This is a genomic window from Pseudomonas sp. RIT778 (genome assembly GCF_019718735.1).
In the GTDB taxonomy this organism is placed as follows: domain Bacteria; phylum Pseudomonadota; class Gammaproteobacteria; order Pseudomonadales; family Pseudomonadaceae; genus Aquipseudomonas; species Aquipseudomonas aphyarum.
Genome location: NZ_JAIHBA010000035.1, coordinates 72,950 through 97,356, shown reverse-complemented (window position 1 = coordinate 97,356; position 24,407 = coordinate 72,950). Strand labels below are relative to the sequence as shown.

The 24,407-nt window shown below is 62.9% G+C and carries 12 protein-coding genes; 8 read left to right on the top strand and 4 right to left on the bottom strand.

From position 1 onward, the window contains the following. The coding region (locus K5E37_RS23745) for a non-ribosomal peptide synthase/polyketide synthase (protein ID WP_221535323.1) at window positions 1–11,572 on the bottom strand (11,572 nt) is incomplete at its 3' end. Between the two features lie 380 nt (window positions 11,573–11,952). Here K5E37_RS23745 and K5E37_RS23740 point away from each other — a divergent pair. Beyond that, a complete protein-coding gene (locus K5E37_RS23740) occupies window positions 11,953–12,507 on the top strand; it encodes an RNA polymerase factor sigma-70 (protein ID WP_007955779.1) in 555 nt (184 codons plus the stop codon). Between the two features lie 72 nt (window positions 12,508–12,579). On the opposite strand, the gene K5E37_RS23735 is transcribed toward K5E37_RS23740, so the two are convergent. The 3 genes from K5E37_RS23735 to K5E37_RS23725 all read right to left on the bottom strand — a co-directional run bounded on the left by K5E37_RS23735 (window position 12,580) and on the right by K5E37_RS23725 (window position 15,193). Continuing rightward, window positions 12,580–13,593 carry a GNAT family N-acetyltransferase gene (locus tag K5E37_RS23735; RefSeq protein ID WP_221535322.1) on the bottom strand — a complete coding sequence of 338 codons (1,014 nt, stop codon included), beginning with the start codon at window positions 13,591–13,593 and terminating at the stop codon, window positions 12,580–12,582. 87 nt (window positions 13,594–13,680) lie between these two features. Further along, a complete protein-coding gene (locus K5E37_RS23730; RefSeq protein WP_221535321.1) occupies window positions 13,681–14,478 on the bottom strand; it encodes an ABC transporter substrate-binding protein in 798 nt (265 codons plus the stop codon). A 91-nt stretch (window positions 14,479–14,569) separates the two neighbouring features. Further along, window positions 14,570–15,193: a TetR/AcrR family transcriptional regulator gene (locus K5E37_RS23725; protein ID WP_007955773.1), complete on the bottom strand. Its 624-nt coding sequence runs from the start codon at window positions 15,191–15,193 to the stop codon at window positions 14,570–14,572. Between the two features lie 194 nt (window positions 15,194–15,387). On the opposite strand from K5E37_RS23725, the gene K5E37_RS23720 reads away from it, so the two are divergent. The 7 genes from K5E37_RS23720 to K5E37_RS23690 all read left to right on the top strand — a co-directional run bounded on the left by K5E37_RS23720 (window position 15,388) and on the right by K5E37_RS23690 (window position 24,352). Then, the gene (locus K5E37_RS23720; RefSeq protein ID WP_221535320.1) at window positions 15,388–17,178 is read left to right on the top strand and encodes an acyclic terpene utilization AtuA family protein; all 1,791 of its coding nucleotides are present in this window, start codon (window positions 15,388–15,390) and stop codon (window positions 17,176–17,178) included. A 12-nt stretch (window positions 17,179–17,190) separates the two neighbouring features. Beyond that, entirely contained in the window at window positions 17,191–18,060 is an 870-nt protein-coding gene (locus tag K5E37_RS23715) for an SDR family oxidoreductase (RefSeq protein WP_221535319.1), read from the top strand. Between the two features lie 3 nt (window positions 18,061–18,063). After that, a complete protein-coding gene (gene atuC / locus K5E37_RS23710) occupies window positions 18,064–19,680 on the top strand; it encodes a geranyl-CoA carboxylase subunit beta (protein ID WP_221535318.1) in 1,617 nt (538 codons plus the stop codon). 29 nt (window positions 19,681–19,709) lie between these two features. Beyond that, window positions 19,710–20,867 (top strand): citronellyl-CoA dehydrogenase, encoded by a 1,158-nt coding sequence (gene atuD, locus K5E37_RS23705; protein WP_221535317.1) that lies wholly within the window; start codon window positions 19,710–19,712, stop codon window positions 20,865–20,867. Continuing rightward, entirely contained in the window at window positions 20,864–21,661 is a 798-nt protein-coding gene (locus K5E37_RS23700) for an enoyl-CoA hydratase/isomerase family protein (protein WP_221535316.1), read from the top strand. Before atuD ends, K5E37_RS23700 begins: the two co-directional genes overlap by 4 nt. 117 nt (window positions 21,662–21,778) lie before the next feature. Beyond that, entirely contained in the window at window positions 21,779–23,740 is a 1,962-nt protein-coding gene (locus K5E37_RS23695) for an acetyl/propionyl/methylcrotonyl-CoA carboxylase subunit alpha (protein ID WP_221535315.1), read from the top strand. A 69-nt stretch (window positions 23,741–23,809) separates the two neighbouring features. Continuing rightward, on the top strand, window positions 23,810–24,352 hold the full coding sequence (locus tag K5E37_RS23690; protein ID WP_011335265.1) for an exonuclease domain-containing protein: 543 nt from the start codon (window positions 23,810–23,812) through the stop codon (window positions 24,350–24,352). The last annotated feature ends 55 nt before the right edge of the window (window positions 24,353–24,407 follow it).

Below are 24,407 nucleotides of genomic sequence, written 5' to 3'. Positions count from 1 at the left end.
ACGACACCGCGCCGGTCTGAACCTCTTCCCACACCAGCAAGCGTGGACGGTTGGCGCAGCTGAACTCATCCAGCAAGGTCGTCGCCTGTTCACGGCAAGCTTCGGTACACACCAGCACCGGCGTGCGACTGAGCTCGATGATCCGTTGCAGACGCTGGCTCGGCAGGCCCGGATCCAGTGGCAAGTAACCGGCACCGGCCTTGAAGCTGCCGATGATCATGCCCAGCAGATCCAGATTACGTTCGCCCAGCAGCGCCACCGGTTGATCCATCTGCACCCCGGCCGCGACCAGTGCATGGCCGAGACGGTTGGCGTTCTGGTTCAGCTCGGCATAGCTCAGCTGCTGATCAAGGCAACTGGCGGCAATGCGTTGCGGATGTTGTGCGACCTGCGCTTCGAACAGCTCGACGTAGCTCTGTTCCAGTGGATAGTCGTGCTCACTCTGGTTGCAGCCGTGGAGCAGGAAGTCCTGTTCCTCTTGGCCAAGCAGCGGCAGGTCGGCCATGTCGCCATGGAAGCCGTCGACCAACGCCAGCAACAGACGCTTGAACTCACCGAGCATGCGCTCGATAGTCGACTCGTCGAAGTAACGTTGGTCGTAAGACAGGTGCAGACCGAGGTCGTCACCCGGGTAGCACACGGCTGTCAGCGGGAAGTTGGTATGGGTACGGCCCGAGTCCGAGGTCGCGTTGAGGCTCTGCGCACGGTCCAGCACCGAGACTTCCACTGGGGCGTTTTCGAACACGAACAGACTGTCGAACAGCGGCTGGCCTTTCGGCAGTTCGCTCTGTTCCTGGATGTTCACCAGCGGCAGGTATTCGTACTCGCGCAGTTGCATGTTGCTGTCGAGCAGACCGCTCAGCCACTGACGCACGCTGGCGCGCTGATCGTCCGCCGGAATCTGCACCCGCAGCGCGATGCTGTTGATGAACAGGCCGACGGTGCGCTGCATCTCCGGCATTTCCACCGGACGCCCGGCAACGGTCACGCCGAACAGCACGTCGCGATCACCGCTCATGCGGCGCAGCACCAGTGCCCACGCCGCCTGGGCGAAGGTGTTGATGGTCAGTTGATGGGCCTGGGCCAGTTCGCGCAGACGGGCGCCGTCCTCGACATTCAGTCGGGTGTAGCGGTCGCCGACGATCATGCCGCCGCTTTCGCCGGCGTGTTCACGCAGGAACGGGCGGTCGCTCGGGATCGGCGTAGTGCGCTCGAAGCCTTGCAGGTTCTGCTGCCACCACTGACGCGCTTCGGCCAGGCTCTGGCGTTGCAGCCAGCCGATGTAATCGCGATAACGCGGCGGCACCGCCAATTGCGCTTCGCGACCTTCGCCCAGGGCGGTATAGATCTCGAAGAAATCGTTCATCAGCAGCGAACGGCACCAGGCATCGATCAGGATGTGGTGGTTGCTCATCATGAACCAGTAACGCGCCGCGCCAACCTTGATCAGGCGCAGGTGGAACGGTGCCTGATTGAGCAGATCGAACCCGGCTTCGCGTTCGGCCTTGAGCAGCGCTTGCAGTTTCGGCTCCTGCTCGGCGTCAGCGATGGCGCTCCAGTCCAGGTACTCGATCGGCGTGCGACCCGGTGTGTGGATCACTTGCAGCATGTCTTCGCCGACGTTCCAGCAGAACGACGCACGCAGCGCTTCGTGACGGGCGACCACCGCTTGCCACGCCCGGGCGAAACGCTCGGGGTCGAGTTCGCTGTTGATGCGGTAGCGATCCTGCATGTAGTACAGACCGGTGCCCGGTTCGAGCAAGGTGTGCAGCAGCATGCCTTCCTGCATCGGGGTCAGCGGGTACACGTCTTCGATGTGCGCCGCCGGCACCGGCAGTGCGTCGAGCTGCGCCTGGGTCAGTTTGGCCAGCGGGAAGTCCGACGGCGTCAGGCCACCGGCCTCGTCCTGCAGGCAATGTTCGATCAGGCTCTGCAACTCGCCGACGTAGGCATCGGCCAACTCGTTGATGGTCTGCGCGTCGTAGCGTTCGGCGCTGAAGGTCCAGCGCAGCAGCAGTTCCCCGCCGTACACCTGACTGTCGACGCTCAACTCGTTCGGCAGTGGTGCGTGCGGATCGTGGGCGGCACCGACCGATTCATCCAGCGGACGGAACAGCGCATCGCTGCCGAAGCTCTGGTCGAACTGGCCGAGGTAGTTGAAGGTGATCGGTGCGTTCGGCAACGCCGCCATGCTTTGACGGCTGGCGTCATCGGCGAGATAACGCAGTACGCCATAACCGAGGCCTTTGTGCGGAACGGCGCGCAGTTGCTCCTTGATCGCCTTGATCGAAGCGCCCTGCCCGGCGGCCTCTTCGATGTTGTGCGGGGTCAGGCGCAGCGGATAGGCGCTGGTGAACCAGCCGACGGTGCGGGTCAGGTCGATCTCGTCGAACAGGGTTTCGCGGCCGTGGCCTTCCAGTTGAATCAGCGCCGACGGCTGACCGCTCCAGCGGCACAGCACGCGGGCCAGCGCGGTCAGCAACAGGTCGTTGACCTGCGTGCGATAGGCGCTCGGTGCCTGTTGCAGCAGTTGCCTGGTGCGCTCGGCATCCAGACGCACACTGACAGTTTGCGCATGCCGATTCTCGCGACCGCCCTCAGGACGTTCGCACGGCAAATCGGCAGTCGGGCCGGCCAGTTGCGCTTGCCACCAGCTCAGTTCTTCACGCAGGGATTCGCTGCCGGCGTAGGCCTGCAAGCGCGCCGCCCAGTCCTTGAAGGCACTGGTTTTGGCCGGCAGTTTCACCGACCGATCGGCGTCGAGCTGGCGATACACGGTTTGCAGATCGTCGAGCAGAACGCGCCACGACACACCGTCGACCACCAGGTGATGGATCGCGATGAACAGCCGTTGCCGAGCGTCCGGCCCATCGACCAAAACTGCACGCAACAGCGGGCCTTGGGCAAGGTCGAGGCTGCGCTGGGCATCGGCGAACAGCGCGGCGCATTTGTCCATCGACGGCACGCGAACCTGCCACAGCACGGCAGCATCGGTCACCGGTTGATGGGTTGCCTGCCATGCGCCGTTGACCTCGCTGAAGCGCAGACGCAGGGCATCGTGCTGCTCGATCACCGCCAACAGTGCTTGCTCCAGACGGTGCGGTTCCAGCGCCACCGTCGGCTCCAGCAGCAACGCCTGGTTCCAGTGCTGACGCTCGGGAATCTCGGTGTCGAAGAACCAATGCTGGATCGGTGTCAGACGCGATTCGCCCGTCACCAGACCTTGCTCGGCGGTGACGGTTTCACTGCGGCTGGCAACGGCGGCCAAGGTCTGCACAGTCTGATGCTGGAACAGATCACGCGGGCTGAAGTGAATGCCCTGCTGACGCGCGCGGCTGACCACTTGAATCGACAGGATCGAGTCGCCGCCCAGTTCGAAGAAGTTGTCGTTGAGACCGACCTGCTCGACGTTGAGCACCTCGCACCAGATCTGCGCCAGGGTCTGCTCCAGCTCGTTGCTTGGCGCCACGTAATCCTGACGATTGAGCTCCGGATCCGGTGCCGGCAAGGCGCGGCGGTCGAGTTTGCCGTTGGCGGTCAGCGGCATGCTCGCCAGCAGAATCAGATGGGTCGGCACCATGTAGTCCGGCAGTTGCGTCTTCAGGTGCGCCTTCAGCGCATCGCGCAGTTCGGCCTGCTCGGCTTCGCTTCGCGAAGCGACCTCGGTCACGAGATAGCCGACCAGTTGCTTGCCGCTCGGCGCATCCAGCGCCAGCACCACCGCTTCGCGGATCGAATCGTGATCGAGCAGACGGGTTTCGATCTCGCCCAGTTCGATCCGGAAACCACGGATCTTCACCTGATGGTCGATCCGTCCCAGGTATTCCACCAGACCGTCGGCACGCTGGCGCACCAGGTCGCCGGTGCGGTACATGCGCCCGCCATCGACGGCAAACGGGTCGGCGACGAAACGTTCGGCGGTGATGCCTGCACGCTCGTGATACCCCACCGCCAGACCGGCGCCGCCGACGAACAATTCACCGGTCGCGCCTTGCGGCACCAGCGCCAGATCGACATCGAGAATGTAGGCCACGCGATCACCGATCACGCTGCCGATCGGCACACTGCCGGCGCCCTCTTCCAGCACTTCCGGCGCAAGACTGGCCAGCGGCATGACCACGGTTTCGGTCGGGCCGTAGGCGTTGAAGAACAGGCTTGGCTTGAACGCCGCGCGAATCCGTTGCAGGTGCTCGCCTGTCAGCGCTTCGCCGCCGGTGATGATCATGCGCACCGGCAGGATGTCGTTCTGCGTCGCGAGGAACTGCGCCAACTGGCTGCCGTAACTCGGGGTGAAACCGAGAATATTGATCCGATGTTCACGGATCAGGCCGCAGATTTCTTCCGCGTCCCACTGACCTTGCGCACGCAGCACCACCTGCGCACCGCTCAGCAGCGGCACCAGCAGACGCTCGGTGGCGGCGTCGAAGTTGATTGAATAGAAATGCAATTCGCAGTCGTCCGCACGCATGCCGAAGCGCTCGATCACCGCCTGGCAGTGCATGGCGATTTCACCGTGGGACACCACCACGCCTTTCGGCTTGCCGGTGGAACCCGAGGTGTAGATCAGGTACGCCTGATGCTGCGGCAGGCTGATGAATGGCAGCTCAGCGGCCGGGTAATCGTCCAGCGCGGCGCTGTCATCTTCCAGGCACCAGCGCGCCACGTTCGACGGCAGTTCGCCGAGGGCCTTGAACATCGCGCGGTCGCTGAGCAGCAGGCCGACGCCGCTGTCTTCGATCATGTAATGCAGACGGTCGAGCGGGTATTCCGGATCCAGCGGCACATAGGCGCCACCGGCCTTGAGGATCGCCAGCAGGCCGACGACCATTTCCAGCGAACGCTCCAGCGCCAGGCCGACCCGCACTTGCGGGCCGACACCGCGTTCACGCAGAGCCCAGGCCAAACGGTTGGCGCGGGCATCGAGTTCGGCGTAGCTCAGGGTCTTCCCGGCGAAGGTCAGGGCTGGCGCATCTTTGCGCGCCAGTGCCTGCTCGGCGAACAGGTGATGAATGCACTGGTCGAGACGACGCTCGCCCGGCTCGACGCCAAGGCTGTCGAGCAATTGCTGTTGCTCAGGCGCATCGAGCAGCGGCAGTTCGCTGAGGCGTTGTTGCGGGTCGGCGATCAACGCTTCCAGCAAATTGCGCCAGTGCTTGGCCATGCGTGCGATGGTCGGTTCATCGAACAAGTCAGTGCTGTAAGTCAGGCAGCAACCGAGGCGATGGTCGAGGTCGGTGACTTCCAGGTTGAGGTCGAACTTGGTGGCCCGCGCATCGTTGGCCAGGTACTCGACGGTCATGCCGGCGAGCATGCGGCTTTGCTGGAATTCCCAGCGCTGCACGTTGCACATCACCTGGAACAACGGGTTGTACGCGGCACTGCGCGGTGGCTGCAACGCCTCCACCAGATGATCGAACGGCAGATCCTGATGGGACTGACCTTCGATCACGGTGTGACGCACCTGCTCGAACAATTCGCCGACCGACATCTGGCCGTCGAGCTGGCAACGCAGCACCTGAGTGTTGAGGAACGCACCGATCAGGCCTTCGCTTTCCGGACGGATACGGTTGGCCACCGGCGCACCGATGCGCAGATCGGTCTGGCCGCTGTAGCGGTAAAGCAAGGTCGCAAGGGCGGCGGTCATGGTCATGAACAGGGTCAGACCGTTCTGCGCATTGAACGCGCGAACCCGCGCGGCAAGATCGTCGCTGAGGTCGAAACGGAACAGCTCGCCCTGGTGACTTTGCACCGGCGGACGCGGACGGTCGCCCGGCAGTTCCAACAGCGGATGTTCGCGGCCCAGTTGTGCAGTCCAGTAGTCGAGCTGACGCTGACGCTCGCCGGACTCCAGCCAGTTGCGCTGCCACACGCTGTAGTCGAGGTACTGCACCGGCAACGGTTGCAGCGGCGATTCGCGATCGTCGACGAACGCTTCATACAGCGCGCTGAGTTCACGGGCGAAGATGTCCATCGCCCAGCCTTCGGTGACGATGTGGTGCAGGGTCAGGACGAAGTAATGCTCTTGCTCGGCAGTCTTGACCAGGCAGGCGCGCAGCAGCGGGCCGGTTTCCAGATCGAACGGTAGATGCGCTTCATCGTCGGCCAGTTGCTGAACTTTCTGCTCGCGCACATCGGTGGCGAGTTTCGAGAAATCCTTCCAGTCCATGCGCACGCCGGTCTCGGCATGCACCTGCTGACGAGCCACGCCATCGATGCTCGGGAACGTGGTGCGCAGGGTTTCGTGACGCAGGATCAACGCTTGCAGCGCGGCCTCGAAACGCCCGACATCCAGCACGCCACGCAGGCGCGCCATGCCGCCGACGTTGTACGCCGGGCTGTCCGGTTCCATCTGCCAGAGGAACCACATGCGCTGCTGTGAGTAGGACAGCGGCACCGGTTTGCTGCGATCAACCTTGTCGATCGGCGGCTGTTTGTTGGTGCGACCGCTGGCCTGGATCTGGCGGATCTGTTCGGCGAAATCACCCAGTTCGCTGTGCTCGAACAAGGCACGCAGCGGCAGCTCGACGTCGCAGGCCTGACGGGTGCGGGAGATGATTTGGGTGGCCAGCAGCGAGTGACCGCCGAGGGCGAAGAAGTCGTCGCGCAGGCCGATCTGTTTCAGGCCGAGCACTTCGCGCCAGATTGCGGCGATCTGCTGTTCCAGCTCGGTGACCGGCTCGACGTGTTCGCGCACCTGCCATTGCGGCTCGGGCAAGGCGCGGCGGTCGAGTTTGCCGCTCGGACTCAGGGGCATTGCGTCCAGACGCATCAGTTGCGCCGGAACCATGTATTCCGGCAGCTCGGCGGCGAGTGCGGTTTTCAGGCGAGCGATTTGCCCGTCCTGATCTTCACTGGCATCAGTGGCGGTGAAGTAGCCGATCAGTTGCGGGCCGGCGACGGTTTCACGCACCAGCACGGCGGCCTGAGCGACGCCATCCTGAGCCAGCAGACGCGCTTCGATTTCTTCCGGCTCGACGCGGAAGCCGCGCAGTTTGACCTGCTGATCGAGACGGCCGAGGTATTCGATCACGCCATCATTCGTCCAGCGTGCGCGGTCACCGCTGCGGTACAGCCGCGCGCCCTGCTCGCCCAGCGGATCGACCACGAAACGTTCGGCAGTCAGCGCCGGACGCCCGAGGTAACCACGGGCCAGGCCGATGCCGCTGATGCACAGTTCACCCGGCACACCGGCCGGCACTGGATTGAGATCGCTATCGAGCACGCGGCAGACCACGTTGCCCAGCGGACGGCCAATCGGCGAACGCTCGCCATCCGCCACGCTGCAATGCCAGTGGGTGACGTTGATCGCGGTTTCGGTAGGGCCATAGCGGTTGTGCAGCTGCACCGCCGGCAGTTGCGCCAGCACGCGGTTGCGCAGTTCCGCCGGCAGCGCCTCACCACCGGAGAACACGCGACGCAGGCTGGTGCATTCGGTGCTCAACGGTTCGTCGATAAACAGCGAAAGCAGCGGCGGCACGAAGTGCAGCGTGGTCACGCCATATTCTTGAACAAGCTGCGCGATGCGATGCGGATCGCGGTGTTCACCGGGGCCGGCGATCAGCAGACGCGCACCGGTGATCAGCGGCCAGAAGCATTCCCACACCGACACGTCGAAACTGATCGGCGCCTTTTGCATCAGCACGTCGGTGTCGTTCAGGCGATAAGAGTTCTGCATCCATTGCAGACGTTCGGCCAGCGCCGCGTGAGTGTTGCCCACGCCTTTCGGCTGGCCGGTGGAGCCGGAGGTGTAAATCACGTAGGCGAAGTTGTCGCCGTGCAGATGCAGACCCGGTGCCTGGCTCGGCCAGTTCTCCAGGTGCAGGGTGTCCATGGCGATCACGCTGACGCCTTCGCTGGCCGGCAAGCGGTCGAGCAATGTGGTCTGGGTCAGCAGCAGTTCGACGCCGCTGTCATTGAGCATGTAGGCCAGACGCTCGGCCGGGTAATCCGGGTCCAGCGGCACGTAGGCGCCACCGGCCTTGATGATCGCCAGCAGGCCGATCAGCAGTTGCGGCGAACGCTCGGCGGCGATGGCCACGCACACGTCCGGGCCGACGCCTTTGTCGCGCAGGTAATGGGCGAGACGGTTGGCCTGGGCGTGCAGTTCGGCGAAGTCGAGGCTGCCGCCGTCCCACACCAGTGCGGTGCGATCAGGGGTTTGCCGCGCTTGTTCGTTGAGCAGTTCCGGCAGCCATTGTTGCGCCGGGGTGCACGGGGCAATGCTCCATTCGCTTTGCTGAGTATTTTCGGCGGCGGTCAGCAATTGCAGATCGCCGATGGTTTGCTCCGGACGTTCGCAAACCGCTCGCAGCAGGTTGCTGAAATGCTCGGCAAGGCGCTCGATGGTCGCGGCGTCGAACAGTTCATCGGCGTAGTCGAACGACAGCGTCAGGCGACCGTTTCGGTCTTCTTCGCTGTGCAGTTGCAGATCGAACTTGGCCTCGCGGCTGTGCCACGGCAGTTCCTCGGCCAGCAGGCCCGGCAGACGTTTGAGCGCACTCAGGTCGCGCTGCTGGTGGTTGAACATGACCTGGAACAGGCCTTGTTCGCGGGCCTGCGGGAAGGCTTCGAGCAGTTGTTCGAATGGCAGATCCTGATTCGCCTGCGCACCGAGCGCAGCTTGTCGGGTTTGCGCCAGCAGTTCGGTGAACGGCAGACGCGAATCGACGTCGGCGCGCAGCACCTGGGTGTTGATGAAGAAGCCGATCAGGCCCTGGGTTTCCAGACGCGGACGGTTGGCGTTCGGCACACCGATGCGAATGTCGCGCTGGCCGCTGTAGCGATGCAGCAAACTCTGGAACGCCGAGAGCAGCAGCATGAACGGGGTGGATTGATAAGCCTGTGCCGTCTGGCGAATGGCATCGCTGAGGCTGATTCCCAGGCGAACGCTGTGGCGGGCGGCGCTGTGCTTTTGCTTGGCAGAACGCGGATGGTCGGTCGCCAGTTCCAGGGTCGGATGCTCGTCACCCAACTGCGCTTTCCAGTACGCCAGTTGCCGCTCGCCCTCGCCTTGCGCCAGCCATTGGCGCTGCCAGCTGCCGTAGTCAGCATATTGGGTTGGCAGCGGCGCCAGTTCCGCGCGCTGGCTTTGGGAAGCGGCGGCGTACAGGCGCGAGAACTCGTCGATCAACACGTTCAGCGACCAGCCGTCGGCGATGATGTGGTGCAGGGTCACCAGCAACTGGTGATCTTCGTCGTCGAGGCGAACCAGCGTCACCCACAGCAACGGGCCTTTCTCCAGATCGAACTGGGTGCGGGCTTCGTCCTCGCGGATCTGTTGTGCGCGGGCTTCACGCTCGCTGGCCGGCAGGTCGCTGATGTCGATCAGTTGCAGGTTGAACTCACCCGCCGCTTCGACCTGTTGCAACGCCACACCGTCGCGCTCGAAGAAACGTGTACGCAGGGATTCATGACGTTCGATCAGTTGCTGGAAACTGGCGCGCAGGGCGTCTTCGTCCAGTTCGCCGCGCAGGCGCAGGGCGCCGGGGATGTTGTAGGCGCTGCTTTGCGGGTCAAGCTGCCAGGTGATCCACAGACGGTTTTGCGCCAGGGATTGCGGTAGTGCTTCGGTGCGCGACAGTGCGGTGATTTCGCCTTGGGCGCTGCCGCCGTCCTGTTGCTGCTGTGCCACGGCGGCGGCGAATGCGGACAGGGTCGGTGCTTCGAACAGCAGGCGCAGGTTCAGCTCCAGGCTCAGCTCTTCGCGAACCTTGGCGATCACTTGAGTCGCGGCGATCGAGTTGCCGCCGAGCAGGAAGAAGTGATCGTCGGCGTTGACCTGTTTGACGTTGAGTTGCTCGGCCCAGATTTTGCCGATCAACGCTTCCAGTTCGGAGGCGGACGCGGTCGACTCATGAGCGGTTTCAGCGATGGCCGACGGGAATACCGCGTAGCTGTCGAGGCTGCCATCAGCCAGGCGATTACGGCAGGCCGAACGTTGCAGCTTGCCGCTGGAGGTTTTCGGCAGCGCACCCGGATTGAGCAACACCACCACGCTCGGCGCTTCCTGATAAGCCTCGGCCACGGCCTGGCGGATGGCTTTGATCAGCGCTTCGGGCGGGAGGATTTTCTGCACGCTGCGGCTGATTTCCGCCGCGATGCCGATACCTTCTTCGCCATTCTGATTGACCGAGAACGCGGCGACGCGGCCCTTGCGCACCACCTCAACTTCGTTCTCGACCGTTTTCTCGAGATCCTGCGGATAGAGGTTGTGGCCGCGCACGATCAGCATGTCTTTCAGGCGACCGGTGATGAACAGTTCACCGTCGCGAATGAAGCCCAGGTCACCGGTGCGCAGCCAGGTCTGGCCGGCGTGCTGGACGAAGGTCTTGGCGCTGGCCTCGGGGTTGCGCCAGTAGCCGAGGGCGATGCTCGGGCCGGTAGCCCAGACTTCACCGACGGCATTGTCGGCCAGTTCTTCAAGGGTGTTCGGCTCGACGATCAGCACCGCATGATCGGGCTGGCTGATACCGCAACTCATGATCGGGCTGCCCTCGCCCGCTTCGGCGCGGTTCTGTGCCAGGGCCTGATCGTCGACGCGCAGTGCAGGAATCCCTGTGCCGCGCGGTGTGCCGGCGACGAACAGGGTCGCTTCCGCCAGACCGTAGGACGCCATGAAACTGCTTTCGCTGAAACCGCACGCCGTGAACTTCTCGGCGAAGCGTTCGAGGGTGTCGAGACGGATCGGCTCGGAGCCGGAATAGGCCACGCGCCAACGGCTCAGGTCGAGGCGTTCCAGCGCCGATTCGCTGACCCGCTCGCTGCACAGACGATAAGCGAAGTCAGGGCCACCGCTGATGGTGCCGCCGTATTGGCTGATCGCTTCGAGCCAGCGCAACGGGCGGCCAAGGAAATACGCCGGCGACATCAGGATGCACGGCACACCGCTGAAGATCGGTTGCAGCAGACCGCCGATCAGGCCCATGTCGTGGTACAGCGGCAGCCAGCTGACAATCACGTCGTCCGGGTTCACGTCGATGCCGAAGCCATGGCGGATCAACAGTTCGTTGGCCACCAGATTGCCGTGGCTGACTTGCACGCCCTTGGGCAGCGCGGTCGAGCCGGAGGTGTATTGCAGGAAGGCGATGTGATCTTGGGGCAAGGTCGGTTCGACCCAGCGTTCGGCCAGTGCAGCGTCGAGGGTATCGACGCACAACAGCGGCGGCGCGCCTTCGATTTGCTGCAGGGCGTCGCGCAGGTCGGCGCTGGTCAGCAGCAAGCGCGGTTCGGCGTCGGCGATGATCGACAGCAGGCGTTCCTGATGGTGACGCTTGGCCGATTCCGGCGGATAAGCCGGCACCGCGATCACGCCCGCGTACAGGCAACCAAAGAACGCCGCGACGTAATCCGGGCCGCTCGGAAACAGCAATACCGCGCGATCACCGAATCCGGCCTCGGCCTGCAACGCTGCCGCGATGGTGCGCGCGCGCTGATCGAGTTCGCGATAACTGAGCACCACAGCCTGCTCCTCGGTTTCCGCGAGAAAGCGCAAGGCCAGCCGATCCGGCGTCAGGGCCGCGCGGCGCTGGAGGGCTTGGACCAGGGTGCTGGGGAGTTCGAACGCGTCGGTCATGAGGTTTCCTGCCTGAATTCGGCTTGCTGGTGGAATCGGGTTGGCTGCGGCATGCCCGTGCAAGGCATGCGGGACACGGTCTTCGCCGACCGTGCAAGGCATTGGAATGCGGTAGGTCCGGGCTGCATTACCCGGATCCATTCACCAATGAGAACGGATGACGTCTTGAAATAATTAGTCGGCAGGCTGGATCGCCAACGGGGCTGGGCGCTTGGGCGAGTGCGGCGGCGTGTCGCAGTTCTCAGATCGCACTGTTATGGATCATTAGTTCTCTTTCTCAATTGACAATCATTATCATTCAACATAATTTGTCGCTCGATGTGTAGGACGGCCCCGTCCCCCAGGCGTCCCACTAACCTATTGGCAGCAAGGTGATTTCCATGACGGAACAAGTATCCACAAGCAGGTGCGATTCACCGCTACTTCAGGCATTCGTCGACAATCGACTGATTCTGGTCAAGATTGCAGCCCGCATTACCGGCTGCCGGTCACGCGCCGAAGATGTGGTGCAGGATGCGTTCTTCCGACTGCAATCGGCCCCGCCGATCACGTCGTCGATCAAGGCCCAGCTGAGTTATCTGTTCCAGATCGTGCGCAACCTGGCGATCGATCACTACCGCAAACAGGCGCTGGAGCAGAAGTACGCCGGCCCCGAGGAGGAAGGGTTGAACGTGGTCATTCAGGGCGCTTCGCCGGAAACCTCGCACATCAATTTCTCGACCCTGGAACACATCGCCGACGCGCTGACCGAGCTGCCGGTCCGCACCCGCTATGCGTTCGAGATGTACCGTCTGCACGGCGTGCCGCAGAAGGACATCGCCAAGGAACTCGGCGTTTCGCCGACCCTGGTCAACTTCATGATTCGCGATGCGCTGGTGCACTGCCGCAAGGTATCCGGCAGCCGTGCCGATGCGGTGTCCGCAAACCGTCGCTGATAAAAAACGGCCGCAAAAAAAGATCGCAGCCTTCGTTGAAGGGCTGCGATCTTTTTTGTTTTCAGCGAAATGTCATACCAGCGTGCACCGGTCGAAGAAGCGCTCGCGTCCGAGGATCATCAGCGCCGCGCGCTTGTGCGGGAAGTCGAATTCTTTCTCGCAGTGGAAGCACTGGTTGTGCATGTGGCCGATCATCTTCGCGTTGTCGGCGCGCGGTTCGGCAACGACGCGCTGAGTGCGTGGATCATCCAGAAACAGGTAATGCACCAGCGCCGATAGCCAGCTCGCCACCTTGTGCGGGCCGCGATGGTCTTCTTCTCCGACCAGCATGTGAATGCCGCGATCGTAATTGTCGGCATCGTAGAACGGCGCGATGCGATCTTCCTTGGCCCAGTAGGCTTCGAAATAGGCAAACGGCTGATCATCGAAACAACCGATCAGGGTCAGCGTGTGCGGATCGGCGTCGAGTTTGCTCAGGTGTTCTCGATGCTGTTCGAGGCTGCCCTCTTCCTGCCAGAAACTGGCGACGCGCGGGCTGTTCTGCCAGCGATTGAAACGCGCCAGATCCTGCTCGATCTCCACCGTTCGCAGGGAAATCCAGGCACCGAGGCGCGCATCGAAACGCCGATAAACCTCACCACGCGGTTTCACCGGTCGCAGCGGATGGCGCTTGCCGTTGCTGATGACCATCTGCTGCGGATAACTGCCGGTCAGTGAGGTGCCAAGCCACGGTTGCGGCAGTTGCCAGAACAACGTGCGCTCACAGCGATATTCGCCCGCCACTTCGGTGCCCACCAGCAAACCGCTGAGCAAGGCTTCGGTCGGCGCCTGATCGAGTTGCCAGATCAATTGCTGACGCGCCGGATCCCGGGCAAACAGCCAATAACAGGCCGCCCACAGCGCCTGGCCCGGCGGCAGTGCATAGCGCTCATCGATCTGGATCGGCCCCTGGCCTTCACGATCAAGACGCAGGCGAATCAGCGGTTGCCCGTCCAGGCTCAGGCTCAGACGGCTTTCGGTGGCATCGGCTACCAGTTGGCTGCCCGAAGGCAGGGCCAGGGCAGTCAGGTCATTCAGATTGGACATGGGTCGGGCTCACGATAATCGTCGACAGTTCAACGATGGGACGTGAGCCGGGGCGGGAAATTTAGGCCGTTTGGCAAAAACCGCCGGTCACTGATGCGGTACCGGCACCACTGCAATCTTGTATGGATCGAAGATCTTCAGCATCTGCCCGGTGTCGCGCAGGCCTTGCAGCAGTTTACCGAAGGCTTCGCCGGTGATCGGGGCCTTCGGGCTCAGAATCGCGTAGTGGTGGTAGATCTGGTCGATACGCTGGGACACCAGCAACTCGTCGCGCACCTTTTCGTTGCGCAGCAGGTAATCGAACAGGTACGAGCGCGTCACCAACGCAATGTCCGCGCGCCCGCGCAAGACCATCAGCAGATTGCTGTCGTGGGAATAAGTCAGCGTGGCGCTGTAAGTTTCGGCGAGGTACTTGGGATCGGCGTTGAAGTTGGCGAATTCGTAGTGATAGCCGCTGTACAGCGCCAGCCGTTTGCCCTTGAGATCGGCGAAGTAGTTCTGCTGGCGACCGGGCTTGTTCTGCGCGACGAAAATCTCCGCGTCCTCCAGGCCCATGTCTACGGTGATGTGGGGAATGTCTTTCCAGCCCCACTCCGGGTTTTCGAAGATCGCCATGTCCGTGCGGCCATCCTTGAAATCGCCGAACCGGCGGGGAATCGAGGTGGGCACCAGCTCGAAACGATAGTCGCTCTGGGCGCTGTTCAAAGCCGCGACCAGCTCCGGCAGCAGGCCGGTGTCAGCGCCGTTTTCCGGGCGAATGGTATAGGGCGGAAAATGCGCCGCGCCCACCCGAACCACTTGCGCCGCCGGAGCAGGCAATACCCATAATGCAGCCAGCGCTGCGAGCATCAGCCCGGCGGCCGTCCGAATTGGCGAAGACTTCAAAACACCCCACTCCCCGAAAAAGTACCGATCATTGCATTCAAGCTAGGCGGTTTCGCCCAGTTAGCCAGTTTCCCGACCCGATAGAAAGCGCCTAGCGCTCTTCGAGCACCAGAATCAGCGCTTCTTCGGCCAGTTGATCCAGGCTCAGGCTACCGCCGGCACGGAACCAGGTAGTGGTCCAGGACAACGCGCCCGTGAGAAAACGTCGGGTAATGAACACGTCGCCACGGATGAACCCCGCCTCTTTGGCCTCGCCCAGCACTTGCAGCCAGAGGTCTTCGTAGATGTCGCGCAGTGCTAGCACTTTGGCCTGGCCGTCTTCGGACAGCGAGCGCCATTCATACACCAGCACCGCCATCGCCTCGCCGCTGCCGCCCATGATCGACTGCAATTCGCAGCGGATCAGCGCCAGCACCCGCTCGCGCACATCGGCGGCATCGGCAAGGGCCGCACGCATCAGCGCGGTGTTGTAGCGGATGGTTTCTTCCATCACCGCCCGCAGGATTTCATCCTTGCTCTTGAAGTGATGAAAGATGCTGCCCGACTGAATCCCCACGGCACCGGCCAGATCGCGCACCGTGGTGCGCTCGTAGCCTTTGTTGCGGAACAGGTGGGCCGCCACTTGCAGCAGTTTGCCGCGAGCGCTGTCCGGATCGGTCAGCTGGCCGGCATCGACCAGTTCACGCATGACCCTCAGGGCTTTTTGCTCGTCCACCCGTTCTCTCCTACAGTCGATCAGTCAAATGCGCCGCACGCCGCAGAAACGGCGGGGTTGCGCGGGCAATTTAAGCCGCCGGCGGGTACCAAGCAAGCGCTTGGGCAGAAGATAATTTCAGCTGTTTACAAACCAAGCGCTTGCTTGGTAGCCTCGATGCACTTCTGTCACAGGTTCCTGAGTCGGAGATCAAAATGCCCACCACGGTTCGCATCGGATGCGCCAGCGCATTCTGGGGAGACACCTCGACCGCCGCCGCGCAGCTTGTGGCCGCAGGACAGCTGGATTATCTGGTCTTCGACTACCTGGCCGAAATCACCATGTCGATCATGGCCGGTGCGCGCATGAAGGACCCGCAGGCCGGGTTCGCGGGAGACTTCATCGAAGTCCTCGCGCCCCTGCTGCCGCAACTGGCCGAACAGAAAATCCGTGTCATCAGCAATGCTGGCGGGGTCAATCCCAAGGCCTGCGCCGCCGCGCTGCAAGCGGCCTGCGACAAGGCCGGCGTATCGTTGAAAATCGCCGTGCTGTCGGGCGATGACCTGCAACCCCACTTCAAAAAACTCGCCTCCCAAGGCATCACGGAAATGTTCAGCGGCGCCCCACTGCCGCCGATGTGCGTGTCGACCAACGCCTACCTCGGCGCACCGGGCATTGTCGAAGCGCTGCGCCTGGGCGCCGACATCGTCATCACCGGCCGGGTGGTCGACAGCGCAGTGGTCAGTGCCGCGCTGGTGCATGAATTCGGCTGGTCGTGGCACGACTACGACAAACTCGCGCAAGCGGCCCTGGCCGGGCACATCATCGAATGCGGCGCGCAGTGCACCGGCGGCAACTTCACCGACTGGCGCGACGTGCCGGACTACGAACACATCGGTTTCCCGATCGTCGAAGTCAGCGCCGACGGCCAGTTCATCGTCAGCAAACCGGAAGGCTCCGGCGGGTTGGTCACACCGCTGACGGTCGGCGAGCAGATGCTCTACGAAATCGGTGACCCGCAGGCCTATCTGTTGCCCGATGTGGTCTGCGATTTCAGCCAGATCAAACTTCAGCAGCAAGGCAAAAACGCCGTTCGGGTCCACGGTGCCAAAGGCCTGCCGCCCAGCGACCAATACAAGGTCAGCGCAACGTATCCGGACGGTTTCCGCTGCACCGCCAGTTGCCTGATCGCCGGCATCGATGCCGTGGAAAAAGCCCGGCGCGTCAGCCAGGCGATCCTCGACAAAACCTCGGAGATGCTCGACCAGAAAGGCCTCGGGCCCTACACCGAAACCCACGTCGAACTGCTCGGCAGCGAAGCCACCTACGGCCCTCACGGCCAGCGCCGGGACAGCCGCGAAGTGGTGATCAAACTCGCCGTACGCCACCCGAACAAACAGGCGCTGATCCTGTTCTCCCGGGAGATCGCCCAGGCCGCCACTGGCATGGCGCCGGGCCTGACCGGCATCGTCGGCGGGCGGCCGACGGTGTATCCGCTGATCCGGCTGTTCTCGTTTCTGATCGACAAAAACGCCTGCACCTTGCAGATCGACATTGCCGGCGAATCCCACCCGTTCGCCCTGCCAGCGCCCGCCACCCTCGACAGTCAGGATCTGCCCCTGCCCCATGAAACGCCCAAACCCCAGGGCCGCGCCGACGCGAGTGTGCCGCTGGTGAAACTGGCCGTGGCGCGCTCCGGCGACAAGGGCAATCACAGCAACATCGGCGTCATGCCGCGTCGTCCGGAATACCTGCCGTGGATCGCCGAAGCGCTGACCCCGGCGGTGGTCGTCGACTGGATGAACCATGTCCTCGACCCGATTCACGGCCGGGTCGAGCGCTGGTATCTGCCGGGCACCCACAGCCTCAACTTCCTGCTGGAAAACGCCCTCGGTGGCGGCGGCGTGGCGAGTCTGCGCATCGACCCGCAAGGCAAGGCCTTCGCCCAACAACTACTGGAAATCCAGATCCCGGTGCCGCAGAGCATCGCCGAACAGTTCGACTAGAGGATTGGCACCATGGCGTTCGAATCGATTTTCAGGGCCGATCTGTTCAGCGGCCAGACCGTCATCGTCACCGGCGGCGGCAGTGGCATCGGGCGTTGCAACGCCCATGAACTGGCGGCGCTCGGGGCCAACGTGGTGCTGGTCGGGCGCAAGCCGGAAAAGCTGCAAACCGTCGCCGCCGAAATTGCCGAGGACGGCGGTCGGGCGCACTGGAAGGCCTGCGATATCCGTGACGAAGAGGCGGTGAAGGCGCTGGTCAGCGAACTGATCCGCGAACACGGGCCGATCCACGGGCTGGTCAACAATGCCGGTGGCCAGTACCCGTCGCCCCTGGCCTCGATCAATCAGAAAGGTTTCGAAACCGTGCTGCGGACCAATCTGGTCGGCGGTTTCCTGATGGCCCGGGAAGTGTTCAACCAGTCGATGAGCAAACACGGCGGCAACATCGTCAACATGCTCGCCGACATGTGGGGCGGTATGCCCGGTATGGGCCACTCCGGCGCCGCGCGCTCCGGCATGGACAACTTCACCAAGACGGCGGCGTTCGAATGGGGTTATGCCGGCGTTCGGGTGAATGCGGTGGCGCCGGGCTGGATCGCTTCCAGCGGCATGGACACTTACGAAGGCGCGTTCAAAGCCGTGATCCCGACCTTGCGCGAACACGTGCCGCTCAAGCGCATCGGCACCGAATCGGAAGTCAGCGCGGCGATCGTGTTTCTGCTCAGCCCGGCAGCCGCGTTCGTCAGCGGCAGCACCTTGCGCATCGATGGCGCGGCCAGCCTGGGCAGTCGCGCATGGCCGCTGCACAAGGCGACCCACAGCGAATCGTTCAACGGTTTTCACCGGGCCTATATGCCGGACGTCTTGAAGGACAAGGAGTAAGCCATGCCGCAGATCCAGTCCCAACTCGACCCGCACAGCGAAGCCTTCGCCCGAAACCGCGCAGCGATGCTCGCCGCTATCGAGCAAGTTCAGCAGCTCGAACAGAACCTGCTGAACAAGGCCGCCGAAGCCAAACCGAAATTCGACAAACGCGGACAATTGCTGCCCCGAGAGCGCCTGAATCTGCTGCTCGACCCCGGCGCGCCATTCCTCGAACTGGCGAGCCTGGCCGGCTACAAACTCCACGACGACAAGGACGGCAGCTCGGCGGGTGGTGGCTTGATCGCCGGCATCGGTTACGTGTCCGGTGTGCGCGCCTTGATCGTGGCGAACAACAGCGCGATCAAGGGCGGGACGATTTCCCCGTCGGGTCTGAAAAAATCCCTGCGCCTGCAACAGATCGCCCAGGAAAACAAACTGCCGGTTATCACCCTCGCCGAAAGTGGCGGCGCCAACCTCAATTACGCGGCGGAGATTTTCGTCGAAGGCGCACGCAGCTTTGCCAATCAGGCGCGGATGTCGGCCATGGGGCTGCCGCAGATCACCGTGGTGCACGGTTCGGCCACAGCCGGCGGCGCCTATCAGCCGGGGCTGTCGGATTACGTGGTGGTGGTACGCGGCAAGGCCAAGCTGTTTCTTGCCGGCCCGCCGTTGCTTAAAGCCGCAACCGGTGAAGTCGCCACCGACGAAGAACTGGGCGGCGCCGAGATGCACGCGCAAGTCGCCGGCACCGCCGAATACCTGGCCGAAAACGATGCCGACGGCGTGCGTCAGGCGCGGGAAATCGTCAGCCTGCTGAACTGGAACGAGCAAATACCGTGGCTGCCCGAGCCGCAATTCAAGGAGCCACTGTATCCCATCGACGAACTGCTCGGACTGATCCCGGACGACCCGAAAAAACCTTACGACGTGCGCGAAATCATTGCGCGGATCGCCGACGAATCGCGCTTTCTGGAATTCAAAGGCGAGTTCGATCAGCAGACCGTTTGTGGCCACCTGAAAATTCAGGGCCGCGCCTGCGGTTTCATCGGCAACAACGGCCCGATCACGCCCAACGGGGCGAGCAAGGCGGCGCAGTTCATTCAACTGTGCGACCAGAGCCAGACACCGCTGCTGTTTTTCCACAACACCACCGGGTTCATGGTCGGCACCGAATCGGAACAGCACGGCGTGATCAAGCACGGCTCGAAACTGATCCAGGCCGTGGCCAATGCGCGGGTGCCGAAACTGACGATCGTGGTCGGCGGCTCCTACGGCGCGGGCAACTACGCGATGTGCGGACGCGGGCTCGATCCGCGCTTCATCTTCGCCTGGCCCAATAGCCGCACCGCCGTGATGGGCGGCGCCCAGGCCGGCAAGGTGTTGCGCATCGTCACCGAAGCCAAACAGCTCAAGGACGGCCTGGTGCCCGACCCGAAAATGCTCGACATGCTGGAGCAGATCACCGCGCAGAAACTCGACAGCCAGTCCACCGCGCTCTACGGCAGCGCCAGCCTGTGGGACGACGGGCTGATCGATCCGCGCGACACCCGCACCCTGCTCGGTTACCTGCTGGACATCTGCCACGAAGCCGACATCCGCACGTTGCAACCCAACAGCTTCGGCGTCAGCCGGTTCTGATCGCCACGGATTAAAGGAGAACAATAAAAATGATCTTCACCCCGGAACACGAAGCACTGCGCCGCACCGTCCGCCAGTTCGTCGAGCACGAGATCAATCCGCACGTCGATGAGTGGGAAAAGGCCGGGCGTTTTCCGATCCACGAGATTTTCCGCAAGGCCGGCGACCTCGGTCTGCTGGGGATTTCCAAGCCGGAAAAATTCGGCGGCATGGGCCTGGATTACAGCTATTCGATCGTCGCCGCCGAAGAGTTCGGCACCATCCACTGCGGCGGCATTCCGATGTCGATTGGCGTGCAGACCGACATGTGCACCCCGGCCCTCGCCCGCTTCGGCTCCGATGAATTGCGCGAAGAATTCCTGCGCCCGGCCATCATCGGCGAGCAGGTCGGCTGCATCGGGGTCTCGGAAGTCGGCGCCGGCTCCGACGTCGCAGGGCTCAAGACCAACGCGCGCAAGGACGGCGACGACTATGTGATCAACGGCAGCAAGATGTGGATCACCAACTCGCCGAGTGCTGATTTCATCTGCCTGCTGGCCAACACCTCGGACGACAAGCCGCACATCAACAAGTCGCTGATCATGGTGCCGATGAATACACCGGGCATCAGCCTCAGTTCGCACCTCGACAAGCTCGGCATGCGCAGTTCGGAAACCGCCCAGGTGTTTTTCGACAACGTGCGCGTGCCCCAGCGCAATCGCATCGGCCACGAAGGCGCCGGGTTCATGATGCAGATGTTGCAGTTCCAGGAGGAACGCCTGTTCGGCGCGGCCAACATGATCAAAGGCCTGGAATACTGCGTCGACAGCACCATCGAGTACTGCAAGGAACGCAAGACCTTCGGCAATGCGCTGATCGACAACCAGGTGATCCACTTCCGCCTCGCCGAATTGCAGACCGAAATCGAATGCCTGCGGGCGCTGGTCTATCAGGCTACCGAGCAATACGTGAAAGGCCAGGACGTCACCCGACTGGCCTCGATGGCCAAGCTCAAGGCCGGACGTCTCGGCCGCGAAGTCAGCGACAGCTGCCTGCAATACTGGGGCGGCATGGGCTTCATGTGGGACAACCCGGTGGCCCGCGCCTACCGCGACGTGCGGCTGGTATCGATTGGCGGCGGCGCCGACGAAATCATGCTGGGGATCATCTGCAAACTGATGGGCATCCTGCCGGGGAAAAAGAAATGAACGCCCTGCCCGATTGCCAGACGCTGCTGCTGGAACGGCACAACGGCGTGTTGCACATCACCCTCAATCGGCCGGAAAGCCGCAACGCCATGAGCCTGCAAATGGTCGCCGAGTTGCGCGCCGTGCTCGCCTCCGTGCGCGATGACCGAAGTGTTCGCGCGCTGGTGCTGAGCGGTGCGGGCGGGCATTTCTGTGCCGGTGGCGACATCAAGGACATGGCCAATGCCCGCGCTCAGGGCAGCGATGCCTATCGTGAGTTGAACCGAGCCTTCGGGTCGTTGCTGGAAGAAGCGCAGCACGCACCGCAAGTGCTGATCACGGTGTTGCAGGGTGCAGTGCTCGGGGGCGGCTTCGGCCTGGCGTGTGTCAGCGATATCGCCATCGCCGATCATCAAGCGCAATTCGGTTTGCCGGAAACCAGCCTCGGCCTGTTACCGGCGCAGATCGCGCCGTTTGTGGCGCAGCGCATCGGCCTCACCGAGACCCGACGTCTGGCCCTGACCGCCGCCCGCTTCGATGGCCATCAGGCCCGACGCCTGGGGCTTGTGCATTTTGTCGAGCAGGATCCACAGGCGCTCGCCGAGCGACTGGATGAAGTGCTTGACCACGTCTTGTGTTGCGCTCCCGAGGCAAATGCCGTGACGAAAAAACTGTTGCTGGCCAGCGCCGGCCAGCCGTCGAGTGAATTGCTGGACGAAGCCGCGCAGTGGTTTAGCGCAGCGGTGACCGGTGCCGAAGGGATCGAAGGCACGATGGCGTTTGTGCAAAAGCGCAAACCGAGGTGGGCCCCTTAAAAACTTCGCGAGCGAGCTCGCTCCCACAGAGTTCGATGACATTCACAAAACCTGTGGGAGCGGGCTTGCCCGCGAAGAGACCCTTCAATTCACCGCCAAAAACTCAGGAAAATTATCATGCCCGCCCTCCACAAAATCCTGATCGCCAACCGCGGTGAAATCGCCTGCCGCATCCAGCGCACCGCCCAAGCTCTCGGTTATCGCACGGTCGCCGTTTTCAGCGACGCCGACGCCGACGCACTGCACGTGCAGATGGCCGATCAAGCGGTGAACATCGGCCCGGCGCCGGTGCAGCAGTCCTACCTGAATATCCCGGCGATCCTCGACGCCGCCCGGCGCAGCGGTGCCGACGCGATCCATCCCGGCTACGGTTTCCTTTCGGAAAATGCAGAATTCGCCCGGGCTTGCGAACAGGCCGGCCTGACATTTATCGGCCCCAGCGTCGAAGCCATCGAACTGATGGGCAGCAAACGCCAGTCGAAAATCGCCATGCTCGCCGCCGGTGTGCCGTGCATCGCCGGTTATCAAGGCGCCGAGCAGGACGACGCGACCCTGACCCGTGAAGCCGAACGCATCGGTTACCCGCTGATGATCAAGGCCAGCGCCGGCGGTGGCGGGCGCGGCATGCGGCTGTTACACAGTGCCGAAGAACTGCCGGCGCAATTGCGCACGGCGCGCTCCGAAGCCTTGAACGGTTTCGGCAGCGACGAACTGATCCTCGAACAGGCGTTGATCGAACCGCGCCATGTCGAAGTGCAGCTGTTCGGCGATCACCACGGCAACCTGATCTACCTCGGCGAGCGCGACTGTTCGATCCAGCGCCGTCACCAGAAAGTCATCGAAGAGGCACCGTGCCCGGTGATGACTGAGGACCTGCGTCAGGCGATGGGCGAAGCGGCGCTCAAGGCCGGGCGTGCGGTGAACTACGTCGGCGCCGGCACCGTGGAATTTCTCCTCGACGCCGATGGCCGGTTCTATTTTCTGGAGATGAACACCCGGTTGCAGGTCGAGCACCCGGTGACTGAATTGATTACCGGGCTGGATCTGGTGGCGTGGCAACTTCTGGTTGCCGAAGGCCAGCCTCTGCCGCTGTCGCAAGCGCAGGTCAAACTCGATGGCCACGCCATGGAAGTGCGCCTCTATGCCGAAGATCCGGCTCAGGGTTTTCTTCCGCAGACCGGGCGTGTCGAAGCCTGGGCACCGGCACTGGATCGCGGTTCGCGGATTGATCACGGGTTGATCGAAGGGCAGTCGGTCTCACCGTTCTACGACCCGATGCTCGGCAAACTGATCGCCCACGGCGCAACCCGTGAAGAGGCCCGGCGCAAACTGTTGTGTGCGGTTCAGGACAGCGTGTTGCTCGGCGTGCAGAGCAATCAGCGGTTGCTCGCCAGCCTGTTGCAGCATCCGCAGTTCATCAGCGGGGAGTTCGGCACTGGCTTTATCCCTCAACACTTCGCTGATCACGATTGCCTACACACCTATTCGCCCGGTGCCGAAGAGCTGGCCATCGCGGCGGTGATTTTTTACCAATCCGCCGCGCAGCAACACCGCGCCCCGTTGTCCGGATGGCGCAACAACGCCGGTGCGCCGTTGCTTTGTCGCATCGGCCTCGACGCCCGCGACTGGAACGTGCAACTGCGCGCCAGTCCGGACAACGTGTTTGAAATGCAGGTCGCCGAACGCACCATCCAACTCAAATTGGTCGAGCATACCGCCGGGGCCGTGACGCTGGAAATCGATGGCCTGCGCCAGCGCCACGCCTATCGCCTGCGCGACGAGCAGCTCTGGCTGTTCACCCACCCCGGCAGCCTGCACCTGGTGGATCGAACTCACGCGATGATCGACAGTCAGACCAGCGTCAGTTCCGGCACGTTGAAAGCCCCGATGGATGGCGCCATCATCGATGTGCTTGTCTGCGAAGGCAGCCCGGTCAGCAAAGGTCAGCTGCTGGTGGTGCTGGAAGCAATGAAAATGGAGCACCCGCTCAAGGCCGGCATCGACGGCGTGCTCAAGCGGGTGCAGGTCAAGGTCGGCGATCAGGTAAAAAATCGTCAGGTTCTGTTGCAGGTCGAGTAGTCGCCGCGCGCATCCGCAAGGTTTGACTACGCTCTGAATAATCAGGACGCGGAAATCAGGAACCCTGCGATGCCCCATTGGCTGGTCATAGATCTGGAAGCCACCACCGATGAGGGTGGCTGGCCGGTTACGGAGATGGAGATCATCGAGATCGGCGCGACCCTGGTGGATCGCGCCGGTCGCGAGCAGGATCACTTTCAGCGCTTCGTCAAACCGACGCGGCGCCCATTGTTGACGCCGTTTTGCCGCGAACTCACGCACATCACCCAAGCCAACATCGATGCGGCGCAGCCGTTGAGCGAAGTGTGGCCTGCGTTCGAGCGCTGGCTCGGCCAGCACCAGACACGCCTTGAAGGCTGGGCCAGTTGGGGCGATTACGACCGCAAGCAGTTGCTTCAGGAATGGCAGCGGCTGCAACTCGACAGCGCACTGAGCCGGGTGCCGCACATGAACCTCAAACAGCGCTTTGCCAAGGCCCGACGCCTCGAACGGCCGCTGGGCCTCAATGGCGCGTTGCAACTGGCGGGCATGCAGTTCACCGGCCAGCAGCATCGAGCGCTGGAGGATGCGCGCAATACCGCCCGATTATTGCCATTGGTGCTGCCGCTCTAGCGCAGGTGACGGCGCCAGAAGCCTTGTGCATACTGGCCGACCTTTTTGACCCTTT